Genomic DNA, 20,944 nt, shown 5'->3' with positions numbered 1-20,944 from the left:
AAGTGCGCCTAAATAACTTGAGTCTAGGTTAAATAGACCGAAGCTTTTGAAAAGCTTATTCAAAGCGTAGCTGAAAAAACAAAAAAAGCCCTGAGCGGGCTTTTTAAATACAAACTAATATGGGTTGTAATCTGTGATTACAACTTGGCAAATGCACGCTTTGCAGCATTGATAGTGTTAGCGATTTCTTCGTCAGAATGCATTGTGCTCACGAAACCCGCTTCGAATGCAGATGGGGCTAAATAAACGCCTTCATCTAGCATCAAGTGGAAAAACTTTTTGAAGCGCTCTAGATCGCATTCAGTTGCTTGTTGATAGCTGGTTACTTTCTTAGCGTCAGTAAAGAAGAAGCCAAACATACCACCTGCGTAGTTAGTCGTAAGCGCGATACCTGCTTCATCAGCAGCCGCTTGGAAGCCTTCACACAGGGCTTTACTCTTAGCTTCAAGCTCTGCGTGCAGCCCTTCTTTTGAAAGTAGCTCTAGCGCTTTTAAACCAGCAGCCATGGCAATTGGGTTACCAGATAGCGTGCCCGCTTGATAAACAGGACCAACTGGGGCGATGTAATCCATGATTTCTTTTTTACCGCCAAACGCACCCACTGGCATACCGCCACCAATCACTTTACCTAAACAGGTTAAGTCTGGGGTGATGTTGTAGTACTGTTGAGCACCACCAAGTGCAACACGGAAACCCGTCATGACTTCATCAAAGATAAGCACACTTTGATTGTCAGTACATACTTCGCGCAGGCCTTCTAAAAAGCCTTCTACCGGTGGAATACAGTTCATGTTTCCAGCAACAGGTTCGATGATCACACAGGCGATTTGATCTTTGTACTGCTCAAAAATCGCTTTTACTTCATCAAGGTTATTAAATGAAACCGTTAGCGTATGCTTAGCAAAGTCGGCAGGAATACCAGGGGAGTTAGGCACGCCCATGGTAAGTGCACCTGAACCTGCTTTAACAAGCAAGGAGTCAGCGTGACCGTGGTAACAGCCTTCAAACTTTAAGATCTTATCGCGGCCGGTGTAACCACGAGCAAGGCGAATAGCGCTCATGGTCGCTTCTGTACCAGAGCTTACCATACGCACTTTTTCAATAGATGGTACTAGCGATTTTACTTTTTCCGCCATTAGGATTTCAGTTTCCGTCGGCGCGCCGTACGATAGGCCATTTTCAACCGCTTCAAGCACTGCTTGTTTAATCTCAGGATGGTTATGACCTAAGATCATCGGGCCCCAAGAACCCACATAATCAATGTACTGTTTACCGTCGGCATCAAAGGTGTGAACGCCTTCGGCTTTAGTGATAAATAGTGGCGTACCACCTACACCATTAAAAGCGCGAACAGGAGAGTTAACGCCTCCAGGGATTGAGTCTTGGGCGCGTTTAAATAAGTCTTGACTGATTGTCATTGTCGATCCTTTTTAGCTTTCACGTTTGCGGCTAAACCAAGGTACTTCTACCTCGTGTTTTTCCACTTGGTTTTCAACACCTAGCGTTAGGGCAAAAAGTGCCATACGGATCAATACACCATTTTGAACTTGGCGGAAGATAGCTAGGTTGTCGTTGTTATTTAGGTCGTTGTCTAGCTCGTTTGCATCGCTACGGCTGTCGCGAGGTAACGGGTGCATTAATACTGAGCTAGGTTTACAGTGAGCGTCATAAATCGCTTGGCTGATCCTAAAACCACCACGGTATTTGTTTGCTTCTTCTTGAGAAGGGAAACGCTCTTCTTGAATACGAGTCTGGTAAACGATATCGGCAGCTAAATTGCCTTCCATCTTAGACACGACTTCAATACGATGACCGGCATTGTCTACGACATCTAAAATAGACTGAGGCATTTGTAAGCCATCCGGTGCAACCATTGTAAAGCGGATATCTTTGTAGTGGCTCAGTAACTTTGATAAAGAATGCACAGTGCGGCCGTATTTTAAATCACCGACTAGGGCGATGTGCATGCCGTCAATTCCAGTACCAAAGCGGCTAAGCTCTCGGTCAATCGTCAGTAGATCCAGCAGTGCTTGAGTCGGGTGCTCATTTGGGCCATCGCCACCGTTGATAACAGGAACGTCGGAACCGGTTGCAAACTCGGCAACTGAGCCTGCGTCTGGGTGGCGCATTGCCACGGCGTCAGCATAGGCAGAAATCACGCGAGCGGTATCATACAAAGATTCGCCTTTTGCCAGTGCTGAGCTTTGCATACCTGTGGTTTCACGGACTAGGCCGCCCAGCAGGTTAAATGCGGTGCCGAAACTTACGCGTGTTCTCGTGCTTGGTTCAAAAAATAGATTTGCCAAAATCGCCCCATTAAGTACTTGGGTACGTTTTTGCTTTTTAGCATAGGGTTCCATTTTTTTGGCAATGGAGAAGATGTGTTCAATAGAATCTCTGTCTAATTGATTGACAGAAAGAATGTTTTCACCTTGGAAACTGAACATTTGGCGATTCCTAAAGACAAATTGACTACCGGGTTGCAAGGTCGCTCACCCAACCAGATAACACGCAGATTGTGGGCGGTTACTTGGGCGCATATTATACCCAAGTACCCCCAATAATGCACGGTTACAGTGCAGGTTTTAAAACGGCAAGAAAGACAATGGCTAATAGAATTAGTACGGGAAATTCGTTGAAAAAACGATAGAACTTGTCGCTTTTACGATTGCGATCATGTTTGAAGTCGGCAAGTAATTTAAAGCAATAACCATGATACATATAGAGTAAAATCACTAAAGTCAGTTTATAGTGTAGCCACATACTGTGCTTAAACCACTCACGTCCGTATTCTGTAATCGTTAAGACCCCAAACACAGCGGTGAGAATAGCAAATGGGGTTACAAAAAAGAGCAGACGGCGCTCCATGATTTTGAGCATTGAGCTACAAGATTTTTCTTCAGTCATTGCGTGGTACACAAAGAGACGTGGCAGATAAAAAATCCCTGCAAACCAGGCAATCATAAAAAAGATATGTAAGGCTTTATACGTTAGCAATAAGCTCATTATAAATTCCACTTTTTAGATTAGAGTAAACTGTTTCTGGTGGTGAGTATGTGACGAATTTGGTCCCATCGCAATAACCCAAGTATTTGTTTTTCATCCTTTTGGTTGTAGATATACACTGCGCCTGAACGTTTATCTTTTAGCACATCAAAGGCGTCTGCTAAGGTCGCTTGTGTGCTTAGTCCTTGTAGCTCGATATAAGAGACCGATACGCTGCCCTCGGAGATTAAGTTTAAATCGTATTCGGCTAAGCGGTAGCCGCTTTGTTCATCATAAACAATGAGCGGTGTTTGGCTATCAACCGCGGATAGAGTTTCCTTTATCTGCTCTTTGTCATCGGAATAGAGCAGTTTAAAATTCTCATCCATCTCAGCCACAATCCCCACTTTTTGCAATGCCTCTTTTGCGGGGGATACTTGGTAAGGCAGTCCTTGAAAGTCCAGTTGTTGAATAAAAATGGAACGGTTGCCAAACGCCTGTAAAGCCGTAACGTAAGCTGTGGTGATCACCAGCATAGCTGGAACGATTATTTTTGGATTGGAAGTCAGCTCCATTACCGCTGTGAGTGCAGCAAGCGGGGCGTGCAAAGTTGCCGCAAGTAAGCCTGCCATACCGAGTACACCATAAGTTCCCGCAACATCGACGCTGGGTTCAATAAACTGGGCAAAGAAAGACATCAAGGTGCCCATGATGACCCCAAGCCCAATCACTGGACCAATAATGCCACCGGGAATACCAAGTCCAATCGCAAATAAAGTCGCCATCAGCTTAGCAATCAATATTGTGGTGAGTAGCTGTAAGTTATGTGGAGATTCAACGGCTTGGGTGATAGCGCTCATACCTGAACCCATGGCACCCGGTACGGCGTAGCCAATTAATCCCGCAATTAAACCCGCTAATAAAAGGCGAGGAAACATGCTGATGGGCTTAAAAGTTTTGATGATCAGCATTAGATTTTGATTGAAGGCAAAAGCAACAGCTCCTAATGCTGCACCACAAATAATTAAATAAGGGTAATGCCAAAAACTCAACGGAGTGATATGAATGAGCGCCAGCTCGGAACTATTACCAAACACATATTGCGTGCTCATTGCACCGATCACTGAGGCTAACATCACGGGCACGAAAATGTGGATTTTATACTCCCTGAGCACGACTTCCATAACGAATATCACCGCCGCGAGCGGAGTGTTAAATGAGGCAGCAATACCTGCAGCTACACCGCAACCAGCCAAAGTTCGCGCAGCATTGAGTGGTAGATGTAAACGCTCTGATAGAATGCTCGCTGCTGTTGCCCCCATGTGCACAGATGGTCCTTCTCGACCAACAGAAAAGCCACTGATCAAAGCAACGGCACCACCAAAAAACTGGTTAGCAGAATTCCAAATTGGCATATGACCGTAGTGGTGTTTGATCCGGTTGATCACATATGGAATGCCCAAACGGTAATGCTTAAACCCGGTTAAGGCGGCAAAGACCGCGATGAGTAGCGCAGCAAGCACAGGCAAAAATAGCCGATGTAGCTCAGAAAGCTCGGTAAAGTCATCAGGTTTATCGAGAAATGTGCCTTGGATTAATTCAATAGTAAGACGAAAAGCAATGATAAGTATCGCCGCAAGCAGGCCAGCACCAGCACCAAGTAGGCACAGTTGCGCTGAAGTTTTAGGTTTTGCAAGGCTTCGTCTTAATGTATCCAACGACATGAACGTCATTCCACAATAGTAAACCGTTTAAGAATATCAAATTTTTTACACTAAGTCCTTGTGCTAACGCAACTTAACTGAGGCAATAGTCTTACTTTCTTTGGTTAAGCATTATAGATACCAATATACATTCAATAGCAGGTTAGGTGCAGAGTTAAAAATCTCTCAATGACAAAAAATAAATAGAACCGTTTTGACAGGTGAACAACGAGTTCTTTGTTCCAAAAATGGATCATTTATCAAAGATAATTGGTACAAACGCTATACTTGATTAAAATACTCAGGTATTAGATAATTTGCAGATTACAGGATTAGGGGTCTAAATCTATGTCTGAACAATTACCAATTCAGTTTTCTGACGCTGCCGCAAGCCGCGTAAAGGAACTTATTGAAGAAGAAGAGAATGCCAATCTTAAGCTACGCGTGTATGTAACGGGTGGCGGTTGCTCAGGCTTTCAATATGGTTTCACTTTCGATGAAAAAGTAAATCCGGGTGATTTGGAAATCGTAAAAAACGGTGTCACTATGGTTGTCGACCCAATGAGTATTCAGTATCTAATAGACGGAATCGTAGATTATACTGAAGGACTTGAGGGTGCACGTTTCTTTGTGAACAACCCCAATGCAACAACCACTTGTGGCTGTGGTGCAAGTTTCAGCGTCTAGACATTATTCGCACTACGTTTCTCTAAAGAGTCATGCGTTTGTCATGGCTCTTTTTGTTTCTGCCCATCACAACTCAATTTGCTTTATTCGTCACAAACTCCCTGTTAAATACATCATTAAGACAAAAAAGCCCAAAACAAAAGATGAAAATACTAAGATGTAGATAAAGCCTTTTTTCCCTTGCTTAAGCGGCACGCCGTTAGAACGAAGGAAGTAAATCCAGCCTAAGCACAATAGAATTGGCAGTAAAAACAGTAATCGAATCATCTAGTAATAGCCTCTTTTTTAACCACTTAGTAAATGTTAGCTGTAAGTTTTTATTTTTTAAAGAAAAATAATTTATTTCAAATACTGGTACATTTTTTAAAAAATTTGTTAAAGTGTTACTGGATATTACAACCCTTAATGAATTAAGAAAAAGTAAAAAATTAATTAGGTGTTACTCGTGTTTTAGTCTATACCTAATTGGGTACATAGGGACAAGTTAACATTTTGTCTACGTGTTACTGGTTTGGCATAACTTATCGCAGCTAGCTGGTAAGTTGTACCGCATTCAGGGTAAACTGTAAGCTTGATCGAGTTCTAAAGGCAAAAATGCTGAGTTCATACAGGCTTAACATTTTGCATTGTAGAGTTCCTCGATAAGCTACAACTGTAATATTTAGATAATAACTAAATGAGACGGGCATATTTCATTTAGATAATTTAGTCTTTCATCTAGTAGGAGATGTTTAATTATGATGGGTAAAACGGTTTCTTCTGAAGAAAACGGCAAGCTAACGAAGTGGCTAAAATCAAAGCGCCACGAGAAAGGTCACACAATGCGTAGTCTTGCGCAAGTGTTAGGTACGCCTCATTCATTCATCGGTAAAATTGAAAACCAAGAGCGTCGATTGGATGTCATTGAGTTTTTACGTTACTGCGAAGCGTTAGAAGTTGATCCTTATGAAGGCTTACAGCTAATCAAAGAAGATCAATAAGCGTTTAGTTAGCAAGAACGTAAAAGGTGCAAGGACCTGCACCTCTAGCTTTTGTTAGCATGATACGCCTTCTCAATAGCATAAAGCTTGTGCCGAATTAAATATAAAAACAATAATGACGGAAGCACCATAAGCGCAGTTAGCGCGAAGAAGAGTGCCCAATTACCTCCAAGCAAATCATCTATCACAAAACCACTATAGCCTGATAGCACGGTACGGCCTAAGCTACCAAGTGATGCAAGTAAGGCATAGTGGGTTGCGCTAAACGCTCTATCACAGAGCATAGAAATAAACGCCACCATCGCTACCAGTGACCAAGCTTGGGTAAAACCGTCCACCACAATTGCTAGTGCGTACAGGTGTTCTTGAGGGCCTGCTATGGCAATCCAAGAAAACATTAAATTTGATGCTGCCATAGCAACACCACTAATAAATAAGCCCTTCACGATACCGTATTTATGGTTAAAGATACTGCCAAGAAAAGCAAATACGATAGTGATCACACCGGTACCAAGCTTTGAATATTGCCCAATTTGGGTGTTTGTAAAACCCACTTCTTTATAAAATACGATGGACATACGGGCTAAAAAGGCCTCTCCTATCTTAAATAGGAAAATAAAGGCGAGTAGGGCACATGCCGTTTTAACCCCATTCTTTTCAAAAAATCGCTTAAAGGGCTCAACCAGAGTCACAGCAAGCCAGGCATAGATCTTTTTAGAAGCACTTGATGAAGCGCTGTGGTTAAGTTTCTGCTCGTAACTCTTCTGTAGCTGTGCCTGTACTTGCTCGCGATGAGATTGTGGCTCTTTTGCCAACAAAGTGACAACTAACAAACACACTACGATGACGCTTAGCATCTGATAGATAATGGGCCAACTAAAGCCGGGTAAATCGGCCATAAAGAACGGAATTGCACCAAGTAAGGCATAGCCAGACCACCAACCTGAAGTCGCCATTGCTGCTGCCGCCGTTGCCTTTTCACTTTCATCTTCTGGTAAAATGTCGATGCGATAAGCATCTATTGCAATATCTTGGGTAGCTGAAAATAACGCAATAATAAAGCACAATAATGCAGCATGCGAAAGGTGGTCTTTAATTGAAATAGTGGCTAATGCAAAGGTGGCAACAATAATAATAAACTGGCAACTTGCTATCCAGCTTCGTCTTTGCCCTAAGCTATTATACAGAAAGGGTATTTTTACTCGGTCAACGAGTGGTGACCACAAAAAGTTGATAGTATAGGCGCCATATACTAGGCCAAATAGGCCAATGGTGCTGCGGCTTAACCCTTCATCTTTAAGCCAAGCTGACATCACCGAACCAATCAATACCCAAGGAAAGCCGCTACTTATTCCAAAAGCAAAGACAGTTAATAGACGTTTGTCTTTGTAATAACCAAGATATTGTGAAAAGCTAGATGATATCAACATAAAAGGGTATTACTCTGGCTGCTTTAATACTTCGACTGAAAGAATAATGACGGGCTCTTTAGGTATAAAGGTATAGCCAAGCTTTTCATTGTAGCCGGTTTCCACCTTCATAATCGCGTCCAGTGTTTCATAGCCTTCAGACACATTCCCGAACACGGCAAAACCCCAGCCTCTACCTGGGTTCAAGTGATCGTTGTCATCCATATTAAAGAAAAACTGTCTGGTACCTGAGTGTGGTTTGTTGTCTTGGTATGCCATGGCAATGGTATACATATCATTTTTCAGACCATTACCGCTTTCATTGAAGATAGCTTCGCGCTCAAACATGCCATCGTACTCTTTGTCGTAGCCTCCACCTTGGATAACAAAGTCTTTTTCATTGGCTTCATCACGCTCAACTCGATGAAAGACAGAGCCGTTATAGTCTTTGTTGATAACGTAAGTTAAAAAGTTATTTACTGTAATAGGCGCTCTCGATCTGTCTAGTTCGACAATAATCGGCCCTTTACTGGTATTGATTTGAACTCGAGGGAATAGATTATTCTTTTGTACGAATTTACCGTTCATTTCGGCAAATACATTCATACTTAATAATAGGATGGTTAAGCTTAGAATTATTTTTTTCATTAACTTCCTCTCACAAATTGAATAAATTCAGGATCTTGAACGATTCGAGTCACAACCTGTTGAGCTAGATTGTTGAGCTGCTCTTCGATTTTGGCTTGGTCGTGTTTTAGTGGGCCATTTAAATTAGCACTACCTTTATATTGTTTTTCGAAACTGCGAGCGCCTTGCTTTATTAGTACGGTGACGTCAGCTTCAGCATCACTTTGGTGAGTCGAGAAAGACTCTTCAATAATGGCTTTAAAGCGATTGATATCCACAGTGACTTGCGTTGCTGCAACCGGTGTTATTTGCGCGCCATGTGCAGTGAGTGCTTGCGTCAATACCTGATAGAAGTTAACCGGTAAATTAGCATCAGGTACGTAAAGTGCGGGTTCTTGGTTTTTCACGCGAATGGTGTATTTTGTAGTCCGCAGGTCATTTACTTTGACCGCCACATTGGCGGCAAGCGCGTTTGACGAAGGTCCTTGATACTCCGGATGAAGAATGACACTGCGTGGTGAGCTTTCACAGCCCACGAGTATCAAGGTTAGCAAAATAATCAGCAATGAAAAACGCATGAAGTTAGCTCCTCTTTATTGCACTTAAAACCGTGAATTTTTTGTTGTTGCCTAGTGTCTTGCTGTTACCGAACAAACGCTTGAGTTTGTCGTCGTATTCCAAGTGGCGGTTACCGATAATTCTTAACTCTCCCCCTTGGCGAAGCGCAGCCTTAGCTTGTAAAAACATCTGCCAAGCAATGTGATCGGTGATTGCGTTGGCCTGATGGAATGGTGGGTTACACAGTATCAGATCCGCACCGTAATTTTCAAAACCCGTAAGGCAGTCGTTTTGAACGAACTGACAATCAGCAACACGCTCGGGTAGGTTATTCACGATATTTTGCTCCGCGCTATGCACCGCCATCGCGGACTCGTCGATAAAGGTGACGGTGGCATTTGGCATTTTTGCGAGCGTCATCAATCCGATGACACCATTACCACAGCCGAGATCAATGACCTTCAATGGTTTTTTACCCATAGGAAGGTAATTGATAAAAAAACGTGCGCCAATATCAAGAGAGTCTCGTGAGAAGACATTTGCTTCATTCGACAAGATAAAATCGGTTTTTTCCAGCGGCCAAGACACAGGGAATTTACTATCAATGGCTTTGGCTGACGTCTTGCTGAACACTAAGCGCGATTTTTTTACCGCTAAGCTAGTCGTTGGCTCTGTCAAAAAGTGGCTAAAGCTTTTTAAAGTTGAAGTGTGAATTTCTTTTGCTTTGCCAGCCGCAATTACGGGAATGTCCGTAGTCAGTTTACTTAACCGTGCAAGCTGCGCTTGTAATAGCCCTGAATTTTTGGGAATTTTTATTAATATCAGATCGATATCTTTTGGTAGCTCATCCATGCTAGTGAGTACATCAACCTGAGCGTCCGCAAGTTCGTTGGCCTCTAAATTATACTCATAGGCGAGGGTACTTACATAAGAGTCGGTGACTACTGTGCAGTGCTTGTCAGCAAGTGCACAGCATAATGCGCCAAAACTATCGTTGAGAATGAGAATACGGTTTGCATCGCGGTGATGTTCAAAGACATAATCTAACAGGTATTCGTCGGCTGAATCCCAAGCTTGTAAGCTGCGATTTTTTTGATCGAGTGGAAACCTATGTAGCGTAAAAGGGTTTCCGGCTAGAATTGCATCAGTCGTCATGTGAATGTTCTATAAATAAAAGCAGCGGGTAGTTTAACATGAGAGCAGTAGACAAAGCACGGAACTTGCCGAGCGGTTTTAGCTATCAAGCACAGGCTATTAGCTTCGACAAAAGTCTAGCGCTATATAATGTACTACTGAATAGTCTTGCGTGGCAGCAAAATACCATCACCTTATTTGGTAAGACCCATCAAACGCCTCGACTTGAACGCTTTATTGCCGACCCAGACGTGCATTATAGTTATTCGGGAAAGCGACTCGAAAATGCTCCTTGGCCTTCGGTATTGCTTGGGATCAGACAAACGCTAGAACGCAGATTTAATATTCCTTTTAATGCGGTATTGGCCAATTATTATCGTAATGGTCAAGACAGTATGGGCTGGCACAGTGATGATGAACCCGAACTCGGTTTGACGCCCATAATTGCTTCACTGTCGCTTGGCGCGACCCGCAAATTTAAAATACGCCACAAAGTAAGCCTCTCTGTAACCGACATTTTATTGGAAACGGGCAGCTTATTGGTAATGCAAGGTGATAGTCAGCGCGACTATCAACATGCTTTGCCAAAGCAGGCCAAGGTGACTCAGGGGCGTATTAATCTCACCTTTCGAAGTGTTGGAAATACGCGCTGAACGGCGTATAGTAGCGTCACGAATTGCTCTAGGAGACAAAGTATAATGTCAATGCAATCACAGATTTATGACAAAATAGCTGAAGCCGTTGCGTGCAAGCATCTGAACGTTATCAATGAAAGCCATATGCACAGCCGTGGCGAAGAGTCTCACTTTAAAGTCATTGTTGTAAGCGAACAATTTGTCGGCCAGAGGCTGCTGCAACGTCACCGAAAGATCAATGAAGTGCTAAAAGATGAATTACAAAACCATATTCACGCTTTGGCCATTCATGCCTATACACCAGAAGAGTTTTCAGACAAAGAAGGTCAAACGCCAGAGTCACCAAAATGCTTGGGTGGTTCTAAGTTCGATAGCTGATCAGATGTGTGTTTTACATATCTGCCAGTACACTACGCAGTAATTTTAATAAAGTGAGACCAATCTCACTTTTATTTTGTATCAAATCAATGGATAGGATCTCTTATGGTCATCAAACCAAAAATTCGCGGATTTATTTGTACGAATGCGCATCCGGTAGGCTGTGCTGCACACGTTCAAGAACAGATTGAATACGTAAAACAACAAGGCCAAATCGAAAATGGTCCCAAGAATGTATTAGTAATTGGTGCATCGACAGGTTATGGCTTGGCATCGCGTATCACGGCTGCATTTGGTGCCGGTGCGAAAACGCTAGGTATCTTCTTTGAAAAAGAAGGCTCAGAGAAGAAAACAGCATCAGCGGGTTGGTATAATACGGCTGCTTTCCAGCAAGCTGCAGAAGAAGCGGGTTTGTGGTCTAAAAATATCAATGGCGATGCGTTTTCTGATGAGTTGAAGCAAAAAACCATCGACACCATCAAAGCTGAACTGGGTAAAGTAGATTTAGTGGTATATAGCCTTGCGTCTCCTCGTCGTAAAGACCCTAAATCTGATGAAGTTTATTCTTCAACACTTAAGCCAATTGGCTCAGCTATCACAACTAAAAACCTAAATACTTCTAAACGCGTTATTGATGAAATGACAGTTGAAGCTGCTAACGAAGACGAAATCGCCAATACGGTTAAAGTGATGGGTGGTGAAGACTGGGAACTTTGGATTGATGCGCTTAAGCAAGCAGATGTACTGGCTGATGGTTTCAAAACAACGGCATACACTTATATCGGTAAAGAGTTGACTTGGCCAATATACGGCCACGCAACGATTGGTAAAGCAAAAGAAGACTTGGACCGTGCGACGCTGGCAATTCGCGAAACCACTGCTGATATTAATGGCGAAGCTTATGTGTCTTCACTGAATGCAGTAGTAACGCAGGCAAGCTCTGCTATTCCAATTATGCCTCTTTATATCTCTGCACTATTTAAAGTGATGAAAGGTGATGGTACATATGAAGGGACAATCGAGCAAATTCATGGATTGTTTACTGAAAATCTATATGGTCAATCGCCACGCTTTGATGATGGCGGTCACTTGTTCCAAAACTATAAGGAACTAGAAGACGGCGTTCAAGCTCGTGTACAAACTATTTGGGATACTGTTGATACGGATACAATCGATGAACTGACTGATTATGTTGGTTATCACAACGAATTCTTGAAGCTATTCGGCTTCGGACTTGACGGCGTAGATTACGAAGCTGATGTGGATGCAACGGTAGAAATTAATCACCTCGTTTAATTTCACTGTTTTTGATTTTGCGGGCAAAGTGCTACTTGGTACTTTGCCCGTTTTTGTTTGACCGTGAATTTTTACTTATTTTGCAGATTAGGGTAAGAAAAATTTTATCTATGCAACTTTGGTCTATACTCCTTCCAGTGATGGATTTTTCAACTAATCTAAATCCACGTTAAAGTCGTATTAATTTCATAATTCCACTCGCATACTCAGTACGATTAATGTTAAAATCAGAGAAATATGTGAGGACTTTTATCACGACGCTGCTTTTTTGTGCGCGTTGAGAGGTATTTTAAAGGGGCTTGTTTGGGAACCCTATCCGGACTCATAACTTTCTGCTCTTTATACCTAATACTTAGTACAAACGAGGTGGCGCTGTGGTGACTAAAGATATTTTCAGTTTCTTTCCGTTAATGTAATGCAAGTGCGTATGATCAACATAAAAAAAGGTCTGGACTTACCAATAGAGGGCGCACCTCAGCAAGTTATTCATGATGGTTCTGCTGTCAAACGAGTAGCTGTGCTAGGTGAAGAATTCATCGGTATGCGTCCTACCATGCATATTCGTGTGGATGACCAAGTCAAAAAAGGCCAAGTTCTTTTTGAAGATAAAAAGAACCCAGGCGTCAAGTTTACTGCGCCAGCTTCTGGTGTAGTTAAAGAAATTAACCGTGGTGCTAAGCGTGTACTTCAATCCGTTGTGATCGAAGTTCAAGGCGACGAGCAAATCACTTTCGAGAAGTTTTCAGCTGCTGATTTAGGCAACTTAGACTCTGAAAAAGTGAAGGAAGTGCTAATCGAGTCTGGTCAATGGCCAGCGCTTCGTGCACGTCCATTCAGCCGTGTCGCTGTGCCGAGTGCAACACCTAGCTCAATCTTTGTGACAGCAACAGATACTAATCCGTTAGCAGCAGATCCTGCTGTTATCATCGCAGAAAACGTGGAAGCGTTTGAAGCGGGTCTAGCGGTTGTATCTCGTTTGACTGAAGGCAAAGTATTTGTGTGTAAGAAAGCGGGTGCTAACGTACCTAGTTCTTCTATCTCACAAGTAGAAGTTCATGAGTTTGCAGGTGTGCACCCAGCAGGTAACGTGGGTACTCACATTCACTTCCTAGATTCTGTAGGTACAAACAAGCAAGTTTGGCACATTGGTTACCAAGATGTCATCGCGTTTGGTAAGTTGTTCCTGACAGGTGAAATCTACTCAGACAGAGTTATTGCTCTAGCAGGTCCTCGAGTTAAGAACCCTCGCTTAGTAAAAACTCATGTCGGTGCATCGCTAACAGATTTAGTTGCAGGCGAGCTTGAAGACGGTGATAACCGAGTCATTTCTGGCTCTGTGTTAGCTGGTAAAACAGCAACTGGCCCTCACGCTTACCTTGGTCGTTACCATACTCAAGTATCAGTTTTACTTGAAGGTCGCGAGAAAGAGCTATTTGGCTGGATCGCTCCGGGTAGTGACAAATTCTCAGTAACACGTACATTCATTTCACACTTAGCACCTAGCCGTTTGTTCAAGATGACAACGTCTACTGGTGGTTCTAAGCGTGCGATGGTACCAATCGGTAACTATGAGCGTGTTATGCCACTCGATATTTTGCCAACGCTATTATTACGTGATCTTATTTCACGTGATCTAGATTCTGCGATTTCGTTGGGTGCACTAGAGCTAGATGAAGAAGATTTAGCACTATGTACATACGTATGTCCGGGCAAATATGAGTACGGTTCAATCCTGCGCGATTGCCTGACTACTATCGAGAAGGAAGGTTAAAAATGGCCTTAAAGAAATTTTTAGAAGACATTGAACCTCACTTTGAACCTGGTGGTAAACACGAGAAGTGGTACGCGCTTTACGAAGCCGTAGCAACTATCTTCTATACTCCAGGTTATGTAAATAAAGGTGCAACGCACGTTCGCGATAACATCGACCTAAAACGTATTATGATTTTAGTGTGGATGGCGACGTTCCCTGCAATGTTCTTTGGTATGTTCAACATCGGTCACCAAGCTGCGCTTGCACTAGGTAACGGTTTTGAGCTTGCTAATACTTGGCAGGTAGCTATCTTCCAAGCACTTGGTGGTGAATTAACCGCTGATGCCGGGTGGGGCGCCAAAACGTTCTACGGTGCGTGCTTCTTCTTGCCTATCTATGCAACCGTGTTTGCGGTTGGTGGCTTCTGGGAAGTGTTATTCGCGTCAGTTCGTAAGCACGAAGTAAACGAAGGCTTCTTTGTAACCTCGGTTCTATTTGCGCTTATCCTGCCTGCGACAATTCCGTTGTGGCAAGCTGCTTTAGGTATTACGTTCGGTGTAGTTGTTGCGAAAGAGATCTTCGGTGGTACAGGTCGTAACTTCTTAAACCCAGCGCTTGCAGGTCGTGCGTTCTTATTCTTCGCATACCCAGCTGATATCTCTGGTGACACAGTGTGGACTGCTGTTGACTCATTCTCTGGTGCAACTTATCTAGGTCAAGCTAGCGCAGGCGCTTTAGATTACAGCAATATGGACCTTTGGTTTAATGCGTTTTATGGCTTTATCCAAGGTTCTGTTGGTGAAACGTCGACCTTAGCTATTTTATTGGGTGGTTTGTTCCTCATTTATGTTCGTATTGCATCATGGCGCATTGTACTGGGCACATTCATCGGTATGGTTGTGATGTCATTTGTTCTAAATGCAATCGGTTCTGAAACTAATGCTGCGTTTGCAATGCCTTGGCATTGGCACTTAGTACTTGGTGGTTTCGCATTTGGTATGTTCTTTATGGCAACAGACCCTGTATCTGCGTCTTTCACAGACAAAGGTAAGTGGTTATACGGTGCGCTAATCGGTGTAATGGTTGTGCTTATCCGTGTTGTTAACCCGGCATATCCAGAGGGCATGATGTTGGCAATCCTATTCGCTAACCTTTTTGCTCCACTATTCGACCACTTCGTAGTGCAGTCTAATGTGAAGAGGAGATTGGCACGTGTCAACTAAGAATGAATCAATGGGCAAAACGCTCGGCGTAGTTGTTGGCTTATGTTTAGTGTGTGCAATCGTAGTATCTTTTGCTTCGGTTCAGCTTCGCCCTATGCAGCAAGCAAACAAAAACGAAGATATTCAACGTAACATTTTAGCCGTTGCTGGCTACGATAAAGTTAAAAACGTGTCTGAAGTTTTTAACCAAAATATCGAATCACGTGTTGTTAGTCTTAAAACAGGTGAGTTTGTAGAAGACGTTAAAGCGGAATCTTTTGACTTTGAAGCGACTAAGTTTGATGCCAAACGTAGCTACAAACTTTCAAAAGCAGAAGACAAAGCGGGTATTCAACGTATCACGAATAACTCTCCAGTTTATTTCGCAAAAGATGACCAAGGTAAAGTGTCTACTATCATTCTACCAATTCAAGGTTACGGCCTTTGGGGTGTGATGTATGGCTTCCTTGCGCTAGAAGCTGATGGTGAGACGATTAAGTCAATCAACTTTTATAAGCACAGCGAAACTCCAGGTCTTGGTGGTGAAATCCAAAATCCTAAGTGGACTGCACTTTGGGATGGTAAAGAGCTTCCTATCGACGTAGTTAAAGGTAGTGCTGGCGGTAACGAACACAAGGTAGATGGTCTATCTGGTGCGACACTTACTTCTAATGGTGTTGATCACACAGTTGATTTTTGGACAAGCGACAAAGCGTTTGGTCCATTCCTTGCGAAAGTACGTAAAGGAGCATTGAACTAATGGCTAATGCAAAAGAAATGAAGGAAGTCTTGTTTGGTCCTGTTTTTGCGAACAACCCGATTGCACTACAAGTGTTGGGTATCTGTTCTGCATTAGCGGTAACATCAAGCCTTAAAAATGCACTTATCATGTCAATCGCGTTGACATTGGTTACTGCGTTTTCAAGTTTATTTATCTCAATGATCCGTAATCACATTCCTTCAAGTGTGCGTATCATTGTCCAAATGACGATTATTGCATCTTTAGTAATCGTTGTAGACCAAGTGCTTCAAGCCGTTGTTTACTCAACAGCAAAAGAACTATCAACGTTCATTGGCCTTATCATTACTAACTGTATCGTAATGGGTCGTGCAGAAGCATACGCAATGAAGTCGCCACCAACAATGTCATTCCTTGACGGTATTGGTAACGGCTTAGGTTACTCTGTTGTACTTCTAACAGTTGGCTTTATCCGTGAACTATTTGGTGCAGGTACATTGTTTGGCGTTGAAATCCTTCCACTTATTTCTGAAGGTGGTTGGTATCAGCCTATGGGTCTACTAGTTATGCCATTCAGCTCGTTCTTTATTGTTGGTTCTTTCATTTGGGTACTTCGTACTTGGAAGAAAGAGCAAGTAGAAGCGAAGGCATAAGGGGAGAGAGATGGAACAGTATATTAGTTTATTCGTTAAAGCGGTTTTCATTGAAAACTTAGCTTTATCTTTCTTCTTAGGTATGTGTACTTTCTTGGCGGTATCTAAGAAAGTAACAACGTCGCTAGGTCTAGGTATTGCGGTAGTTGTAGTACTTGGTATCTCTGTACCAGTGAACAACTTAGTTTATCACGCAGTGCTAGCGCCGGGTGCATTAGAGTGGCTAGGTTTTGCAGAAGTAGACCTTAGCTTCCTACGCTTCTTGACGTTTATCGGTGTAATCGCAGCGCTAGTTCAAATTCTAGAAATGACGTTAGATAAGTTCTTCCCTGCGCTATATAACGCACTTGGTATCTTCCTACCGCTAATCACAGTTAACTGTGCGATTTTCGGTGCGGTATCATTCATGGTTGAGCGTAACTTAAACTTCGGTGAATCTGTAGTTTATGGTCTAGGTTCAGGTGTGGGCTGGGCACTTGCTATCGTATTGTTAGCAGGTATTCGTGAGAAGATGAAGTATGCAGACGTTCCTGATGGTTTACGTGGCTTAGGTATTACCTTTGTTACTGTAGGTCTAATGGGCTTTGGCTTCATGTCATTCTCTGGTATTTCACTGTAAGGTAGCGAGGAAACTATACGATGGAAACTATTGTATTAGGCGTAAGCATGTTCATCGCTATCGTTGTGATGCTAGTGCTTATCATCATTGCAGCGAAATCGAAGCTTGTAGCAAGCGGTGACGTTACAATTGATATTAACGGCGATCCTGAAAAAGCGATCAAGACTCCTGCTGGCGGTAAGCTACTAGGCGCACTTGCAAACGCGGGTATTTTCGTATCGTCTGCATGTGGTGGCGGTGGCTCATGTGGTCAGTGTCGCGTACATATTAAAGAGGGTGGTGGTGATATTCTACCAACCGAACTTGACCACATCTCTAAAGGTGAAGCACGTGAAGGCTGTCGTCTAGCGTGTCAGGTTAATGTTAAAAACGACATGGAAATCGAAGTTGAAGAATCAATCTTCGGTGTTAAGAAGTGGGAATGTACTGTTATCTCTAACGATAACAAAGCAACTTTCATCAAGGAGCTAAAACTAGGCATCCCTGAAGGTGAAGTTGTACCTTTCCGTGCTGGTGGTTACATTCAGATTGAAGCACCAGCTCACCATGTTAAATATGCAGACTATGATATTCCTGAAGAATATCGTGCTGACTGGGAACGTTTTGGTTTCTTTAAGCTGGAGTCTAAAGTTGACGATGAAACGATCCGTGCGTACTCAATGGCTAACTATCCAGAAGAGTTTGGCATCATCATGCTAAACGTACGTATCGCAACTCCGCCGCCAAATAACCTAACATTGCCTTGTGGTAAGATGTCATCGTACATTTGGTCACTTAAAGAAGGTGATAAGGTGACTATTTCTGGTCCATTCGGTGAATTCTTCGCGAAAGACACTGATGCAGAAATGGTATTCGTTGGTGGTGGTGCTGGTATGGCGCCAATGCGTTCACACATTTTCGATCAGCTTAAGCGTCTAAACTCTAAGCGTAAGATGTCTTTCTGGTACGGTGCTCGTTCTAAGCGTGAAATGTTCTACGTGGAAGACTTTGACGGTCTAGCAGAAGAAAATGATAACTTCGAATGGCATGTTGCACTTTCTGATCCTCAACCAGAGGATAACTGGGAAGGTTACACTGGCTTCATCCACAACGTACTTTATGAAAACTACTTGAAAGATCATGAAGCACCTGAAGATTGTGAGTTCTACATGTGTGGTCCTCCAATGATGAACGCGGCAGTTATTAACATGCTTAAAGACTTAGGTGTTGAAGACGAAAACATCCTACTTGATGACTTCGGTGGTTAATTAGGTTTCGGTCTAACAATGAACTTAAGTTAGAATATAAGCCCTCCAGCAAAATGCTTTGCTCGAGGGTTTTTTTATACCCGTTGGTACTAAACTCAGGGAATTCTGATGCAAGCAAGTTACGCTTTTTTATCTAGATTTTTTATTATTTCGTTTTTATTCGTTTTTTTAACAGGGTGCCAAGACGCCAAACCTGAAGCCAAGGAAATCGTGCTGTCTGGTAAAACCATGGGCACGACTTACAACATCAAGGTATTCCCCGGCGAAAAGCCGCTCGAACAAGCGCAGTTGCATGAGGAGGTAGAGCAAGCATTAAAGGTTGTTAATCAATCTATGTCCACCTATATCCCTGACTCTGAGATTAACCAGTTCAACCGTTTAGCAGCGCATACCGTCATGCCTATTAGTGAAGATTTTCGCTTGGTAGTTGCAGAATCTATCCGCCTTGGAAAGTCGACTAAAACGCTTGATGTTACGATGGGGCCGCTTATCGATTTGTGGGGATTTGGTCCTGACAAAAGACCAACAATGCGTCCGTCACAGGCCGAGTTAGACGATATGCGCACTCGTATCGGTGTCGATAAGCTTATTTTAAATGAGCGTGGCCTTGCGAAAACAGTTGCGGGGCTGGAATTATCATTCTCTGCAACCGCTAAAGGTTATGGCATAGATAAGGTCGCTGAGGTGATTGAGAGTCATGATATTCATGACTATATGGTTGAAATCGGTGGCGAGCTTCGCGTTTCTGGCAAGAAGCCGGATGGTGAGTGGCGTATTGCTATCGAGAAACCCGATGCGCCTGTTGGTCAACGCCAAATTCACCGCGTGATAGAGCCCGGCAAAAATGGTATTGCAACTTCAGGAGACTACCGTATTTTTTACGAAATGGACGGTGAAACCTTTACACACCTTATTGACCCTACAACGGGTCGCCCAGTTAAACATGAGCTGGTATCGGTAACGGTACTACATCCATCTGCGATGACGGCTGATGGCCTAGCAACAGCATTGACTGTGATGGGCACTGAACGTGCAAAGGCGTATGCCACCGAGCATCAACTCCCCGTGTATTTGATGTATAAAAGTCCTGAAGGGATCAAGAGTTACGCGAGTGAAGCATTTCAGCCGTACTTGAATTAAGCTGTACAACACCCCATAATTTAATTGTGAGTGACGCCATGAAAGCGTATAATTTGCGCGTCGTCACTCAATTCAATGTAGCAATAAAAGGGGCTAGATAATGTCTTTATTCCTCCTTACTTTCGGTTTACTTATGCTTATCGCTGTTGCGATGGCAGTAGGCGTTATCGTACAAAAGAAATCCATGGCAAGTAGCTGTGGTGGTTTGGGCTCAATGGGCATTGACAAAATTTGTGATTGCGACGATCCATGCGACAAACGCAAAAAGCGGTTAGCAAAAGAAGAGATGTGGAAAGAAAACCAGATCCTGTAACCGTAGAATGATATTAATTGAAAACGCAAGCTTAGCTTGCGTTTTTGCTTTTTGGGTAACAAACCTTAGGTTAAGTAAAAATGCAGCGGCAGCTATATTTTGTTCGTCATGGTGAAACGACTCTATCAGGCCATTTACTTGGAGTGACAGATCCCGAGCTCAGTACCATAGGTGCTCAGCAATTGCTGCAATCGTTAACGAGTCTAAGTGGCCTGCAGCGTATTATTAGCTCTCCAAGGAAGCGCTGCCTGAATACAGCCACAGCCTTTGCAAAGCAGTATCAACTCCCCGTTGAGGTGGAGGCAAATCTCGCCGAATTTGATTTTGGATTATGGGATGGACAACCTTATGATACGCTTTGGCGCGAAACCCAATTTCCAAGCATCGGTGACTTTTGGCAAAACCCTTGGCTGCACACGCCTCCTGAGGGCGAGTCCATGTATGATTTTCATCACCGGGTCGCCACGTGGTGGCACAGCATTTTGGCGTCGCCAAGTGAAGAGTGTATCGCCGTCGTAGCGCATGCAGGAGTAATAAAAGCGCTTGTAACACTTATTCTCGACCTATCGCCCGAGCTCACCGCATACCAATCGAAGATAGATATTCCTTATGCGGGTATAGTAAAAGTTGAGGTGTTTTACGACAGCTGCCAAACTGCTTGGCCAAAAGTTGTATTTTAGACGTCTAGACTTCATAATATTGCAAATTTCGTGATAGGCAGATATTGGGAATGAGGTGTGAGTCCTCAACTGTCCCCGCAACTGTAAGTGTATGAGCCTTGTCTCTTGCATAAGTCAGATACCAAGGCCTATCCATATACTTAAGCGGGCAGACTTAAGTCAAAGTTGTCGCTTGTCTATAAGCTACTACTTTGCCGTGCCCAATC

22 protein-coding genes and 1 riboswitch are annotated in these 20,944 nt (G+C 43.2%); of the genes, 14 read left to right on the top strand and 8 right to left on the bottom strand.

Annotation, left to right across the window (positions count from 1 at the left end; all coding sequences use genetic code 11):
- Positions 1-137 precede the first annotated feature (137 nt).
- The 4 genes from hemL to CTT31_RS13890 form a co-directional block, all read right to left on the bottom strand.
- Positions 138-1,418, bottom strand: coding sequence for a glutamate-1-semialdehyde 2,1-aminomutase (gene hemL, locus CTT31_RS13905; RefSeq protein WP_211858379.1), 1,281 nt, complete (start codon positions 1,416-1,418; stop codon positions 138-140).
- A 12-nt stretch (positions 1,419-1,430) separates the two neighbouring features.
- A complete protein-coding gene (locus tag CTT31_RS13900) occupies positions 1,431-2,447 on the bottom strand; it encodes an aspartate carbamoyltransferase (protein ID WP_010372246.1) in 1,017 nt (338 codons plus the stop codon).
- A gap of 124 nt (positions 2,448-2,571) precedes the next feature.
- Positions 2,572-3,006, bottom strand: a complete 435-nt coding sequence (locus CTT31_RS13895; protein WP_095729554.1) for a CopD family protein — start codon at positions 3,004-3,006, stop codon at positions 2,572-2,574.
- Positions 3,007-3,026: 20 nt separating this feature from the next.
- Positions 3,027-4,709 carry a chloride channel protein gene (locus tag CTT31_RS13890; RefSeq protein ID WP_010372240.1) on the bottom strand — a complete coding sequence of 561 codons (1,683 nt, stop codon included), beginning with the start codon at positions 4,707-4,709 and terminating at the stop codon, positions 3,027-3,029.
- A 327-nt stretch (positions 4,710-5,036) separates the two neighbouring features.
- On the opposite strand from CTT31_RS13890, the gene erpA reads away from it, so the two are divergent.
- Positions 5,037-5,375: an iron-sulfur cluster insertion protein ErpA gene (erpA, locus tag CTT31_RS13885; protein ID WP_010372235.1), complete on the top strand. Its 339-nt coding sequence runs from the start codon at positions 5,037-5,039 to the stop codon at positions 5,373-5,375.
- A 737-nt stretch (positions 5,376-6,112) separates the two neighbouring features.
- Positions 6,113-6,355 carry a helix-turn-helix domain-containing protein gene (locus CTT31_RS13880; RefSeq protein ID WP_017216404.1) on the top strand — a complete coding sequence of 81 codons (243 nt, stop codon included), beginning with the start codon at positions 6,113-6,115 and terminating at the stop codon, positions 6,353-6,355.
- Between the two features lie 44 nt (positions 6,356-6,399).
- On the opposite strand, the gene CTT31_RS13875 is transcribed toward CTT31_RS13880, so the two are convergent.
- From CTT31_RS13875 to CTT31_RS13860, 4 genes are read right to left on the bottom strand one after another with little or no spacing between them, the layout of a single operon-like run.
- On the bottom strand, positions 6,400-7,785 hold the full coding sequence (locus tag CTT31_RS13875; RefSeq protein ID WP_260491454.1) for an AmpG family muropeptide MFS transporter: 1,386 nt from the start codon (positions 7,783-7,785) through the stop codon (positions 6,400-6,402).
- 9 nt (positions 7,786-7,794) lie between these two features.
- Entirely contained in the window at positions 7,795-8,412 is a 618-nt protein-coding gene (locus CTT31_RS13870; RefSeq protein WP_010606092.1) for a peptidylprolyl isomerase, read from the bottom strand.
- A complete protein-coding gene (locus tag CTT31_RS13865) occupies positions 8,412-8,969 on the bottom strand; it encodes a YajG family lipoprotein (protein WP_211858376.1) in 558 nt (185 codons plus the stop codon). The genes CTT31_RS13870 and CTT31_RS13865 overlap by 1 nt, the downstream gene beginning before the upstream one ends.
- A 4-nt stretch (positions 8,970-8,973) precedes the next feature.
- The gene (locus CTT31_RS13860; protein WP_039493752.1) at positions 8,974-10,104 is read right to left on the bottom strand and encodes a methyltransferase; all 1,131 of its coding nucleotides are present in this window, start codon (positions 10,102-10,104) and stop codon (positions 8,974-8,976) included.
- Between the two features lie 38 nt (positions 10,105-10,142).
- On the opposite strand from CTT31_RS13860, the gene CTT31_RS13855 reads away from it, so the two are divergent.
- From CTT31_RS13855 to CTT31_RS13800, 12 genes are all read left to right on the top strand, one after another.
- Positions 10,143-10,736, top strand: coding sequence for an alpha-ketoglutarate-dependent dioxygenase AlkB family protein (locus tag CTT31_RS13855; RefSeq protein ID WP_039493751.1), 594 nt, complete (start codon positions 10,143-10,145; stop codon positions 10,734-10,736).
- 45 nt (positions 10,737-10,781) lie between these two features.
- The gene (locus CTT31_RS13850) at positions 10,782-11,096 is read left to right on the top strand and encodes a BolA family protein (protein ID WP_039493750.1); all 315 of its coding nucleotides are present in this window, start codon (positions 10,782-10,784) and stop codon (positions 11,094-11,096) included.
- Positions 11,097-11,201: 105 nt separating this feature from the next.
- Positions 11,202-12,392 carry an enoyl-ACP reductase FabV gene (gene fabV, locus CTT31_RS13845; protein WP_260491453.1) on the top strand — a complete coding sequence of 397 codons (1,191 nt, stop codon included), beginning with the start codon at positions 11,202-11,204 and terminating at the stop codon, positions 12,390-12,392.
- 427 nt (positions 12,393-12,819) lie between these two features.
- Entirely contained in the window at positions 12,820-14,163 is a 1,344-nt protein-coding gene (locus tag CTT31_RS13840; RefSeq protein WP_260491452.1) for a Na(+)-translocating NADH-quinone reductase subunit A, read from the top strand.
- A 2-nt stretch (positions 14,164-14,165) separates the two neighbouring features.
- Positions 14,166-15,368 (top strand): NADH:ubiquinone reductase (Na(+)-transporting) subunit B, encoded by a 1,203-nt coding sequence (locus tag CTT31_RS13835; protein WP_010606097.1) that lies wholly within the window; start codon positions 14,166-14,168, stop codon positions 15,366-15,368.
- A complete protein-coding gene (locus CTT31_RS13830; RefSeq protein ID WP_010606098.1) occupies positions 15,358-16,107 on the top strand; it encodes a Na(+)-translocating NADH-quinone reductase subunit C in 750 nt (249 codons plus the stop codon). Before CTT31_RS13835 ends, CTT31_RS13830 begins: the two co-directional genes overlap by 11 nt.
- Positions 16,107-16,739, top strand: coding sequence for an NADH:ubiquinone reductase (Na(+)-transporting) subunit D (locus CTT31_RS13825; protein WP_010606099.1), 633 nt, complete (start codon positions 16,107-16,109; stop codon positions 16,737-16,739). Before CTT31_RS13830 ends, CTT31_RS13825 begins: the two co-directional genes overlap by 1 nt.
- A 10-nt stretch (positions 16,740-16,749) precedes the next feature.
- Positions 16,750-17,358 carry an NADH:ubiquinone reductase (Na(+)-transporting) subunit E gene (nqrE, locus tag CTT31_RS13820; RefSeq protein WP_045987684.1) on the top strand — a complete coding sequence of 203 codons (609 nt, stop codon included), beginning with the start codon at positions 16,750-16,752 and terminating at the stop codon, positions 17,356-17,358.
- A gap of 20 nt (positions 17,359-17,378) precedes the next feature.
- Positions 17,379-18,605 carry an NADH:ubiquinone reductase (Na(+)-transporting) subunit F gene (gene nqrF, locus CTT31_RS13815; protein ID WP_211858375.1) on the top strand — a complete coding sequence of 409 codons (1,227 nt, stop codon included), beginning with the start codon at positions 17,379-17,381 and terminating at the stop codon, positions 18,603-18,605.
- Between the two features lie 108 nt (positions 18,606-18,713).
- Positions 18,714-19,745: an FAD:protein FMN transferase gene (locus tag CTT31_RS13810; RefSeq protein ID WP_260491451.1), complete on the top strand. Its 1,032-nt coding sequence runs from the start codon at positions 18,714-18,716 to the stop codon at positions 19,743-19,745.
- Positions 19,746-19,845: 100 nt separating this feature from the next.
- Positions 19,846-20,058, top strand: coding sequence for a (Na+)-NQR maturation NqrM (gene nqrM, locus CTT31_RS13805; RefSeq protein ID WP_010372193.1), 213 nt, complete (start codon positions 19,846-19,848; stop codon positions 20,056-20,058).
- Between the two features lie 80 nt (positions 20,059-20,138).
- Positions 20,139-20,738, top strand: coding sequence for a histidine phosphatase family protein (locus tag CTT31_RS13800; protein ID WP_211858365.1), 600 nt, complete (start codon positions 20,139-20,141; stop codon positions 20,736-20,738).
- Positions 20,739-20,756: 18 nt separating this feature from the next.
- Positions 20,757-20,884, top strand: a riboswitch (cobalamin riboswitch).
- The last annotated feature ends 60 nt before the right edge of the window (positions 20,885-20,944 follow it).

It is taken from the genome of Pseudoalteromonas maricaloris (assembly GCF_024746855.1).
GTDB classification, from domain to species: domain Bacteria; phylum Pseudomonadota; class Gammaproteobacteria; order Enterobacterales; family Alteromonadaceae; genus Pseudoalteromonas; species Pseudoalteromonas maricaloris.
This window is presented reverse-complemented; position numbering and strand designations above follow the sequence as displayed.

Coding starts and splice junctions, on each gene's coding strand:
- CTT31_RS13890 (WP_010372240.1), bottom strand. CDS start 4,709: ATGTCGTTGGATACATTAAGACGAAGCCTTGCAAAACCTAAAACTTCA.
- nqrM (WP_010372193.1), top strand. CDS start 19,846: ATGTCTTTATTCCTCCTTACTTTCGGTTTACTTATGCTTATCGCTGTT.
- nqrF (WP_211858375.1), top strand. CDS start 17,379: ATGGAAACTATTGTATTAGGCGTAAGCATGTTCATCGCTATCGTTGTG.
- erpA (WP_010372235.1), top strand. CDS start 5,037: ATGTCTGAACAATTACCAATTCAGTTTTCTGACGCTGCCGCAAGCCGC.
- CTT31_RS13850 (WP_039493750.1), top strand. CDS start 10,782: ATGTCAATGCAATCACAGATTTATGACAAAATAGCTGAAGCCGTTGCG.
- CTT31_RS13895 (WP_095729554.1), bottom strand. CDS start 3,006: ATGAGCTTATTGCTAACGTATAAAGCCTTACATATCTTTTTTATGATT.
- CTT31_RS13800 (WP_211858365.1), top strand. CDS start 20,139: ATGCAGCGGCAGCTATATTTTGTTCGTCATGGTGAAACGACTCTATCA.
- CTT31_RS13870 (WP_010606092.1), bottom strand. CDS start 8,412: ATGAAAAAAATAATTCTAAGCTTAACCATCCTATTATTAAGTATGAAT.
- CTT31_RS13810 (WP_260491451.1), top strand. CDS start 18,714: ATGCAAGCAAGTTACGCTTTTTTATCTAGATTTTTTATTATTTCGTTT.
- CTT31_RS13825 (WP_010606099.1), top strand. CDS start 16,107: ATGGCTAATGCAAAAGAAATGAAGGAAGTCTTGTTTGGTCCTGTTTTT.
- CTT31_RS13880 (WP_017216404.1), top strand. CDS start 6,113: ATGATGGGTAAAACGGTTTCTTCTGAAGAAAACGGCAAGCTAACGAAG.
- hemL (WP_211858379.1), bottom strand. CDS start 1,418: ATGACAATCAGTCAAGACTTATTTAAACGCGCCCAAGACTCAATCCCT.
- nqrE (WP_045987684.1), top strand. CDS start 16,750: ATGGAACAGTATATTAGTTTATTCGTTAAAGCGGTTTTCATTGAAAAC.
- CTT31_RS13875 (WP_260491454.1), bottom strand. CDS start 7,785: ATGTTGATATCATCTAGCTTTTCACAATATCTTGGTTATTACAAAGAC.
- CTT31_RS13865 (WP_211858376.1), bottom strand. CDS start 8,969: ATGCGTTTTTCATTGCTGATTATTTTGCTAACCTTGATACTCGTGGGC.
- CTT31_RS13855 (WP_039493751.1), top strand. CDS start 10,143: ATGAGAGCAGTAGACAAAGCACGGAACTTGCCGAGCGGTTTTAGCTAT.
- CTT31_RS13860 (WP_039493752.1), bottom strand. CDS start 10,104: ATGACGACTGATGCAATTCTAGCCGGAAACCCTTTTACGCTACATAGG.
- CTT31_RS13900 (WP_010372246.1), bottom strand. CDS start 2,447: ATGTTCAGTTTCCAAGGTGAAAACATTCTTTCTGTCAATCAATTAGAC.
- CTT31_RS13840 (WP_260491452.1), top strand. CDS start 12,820: ATGATCAACATAAAAAAAGGTCTGGACTTACCAATAGAGGGCGCACCT.
- fabV (WP_260491453.1), top strand. CDS start 11,202: ATGGTCATCAAACCAAAAATTCGCGGATTTATTTGTACGAATGCGCAT.
- CTT31_RS13835 (WP_010606097.1), top strand. CDS start 14,166: ATGGCCTTAAAGAAATTTTTAGAAGACATTGAACCTCACTTTGAACCT.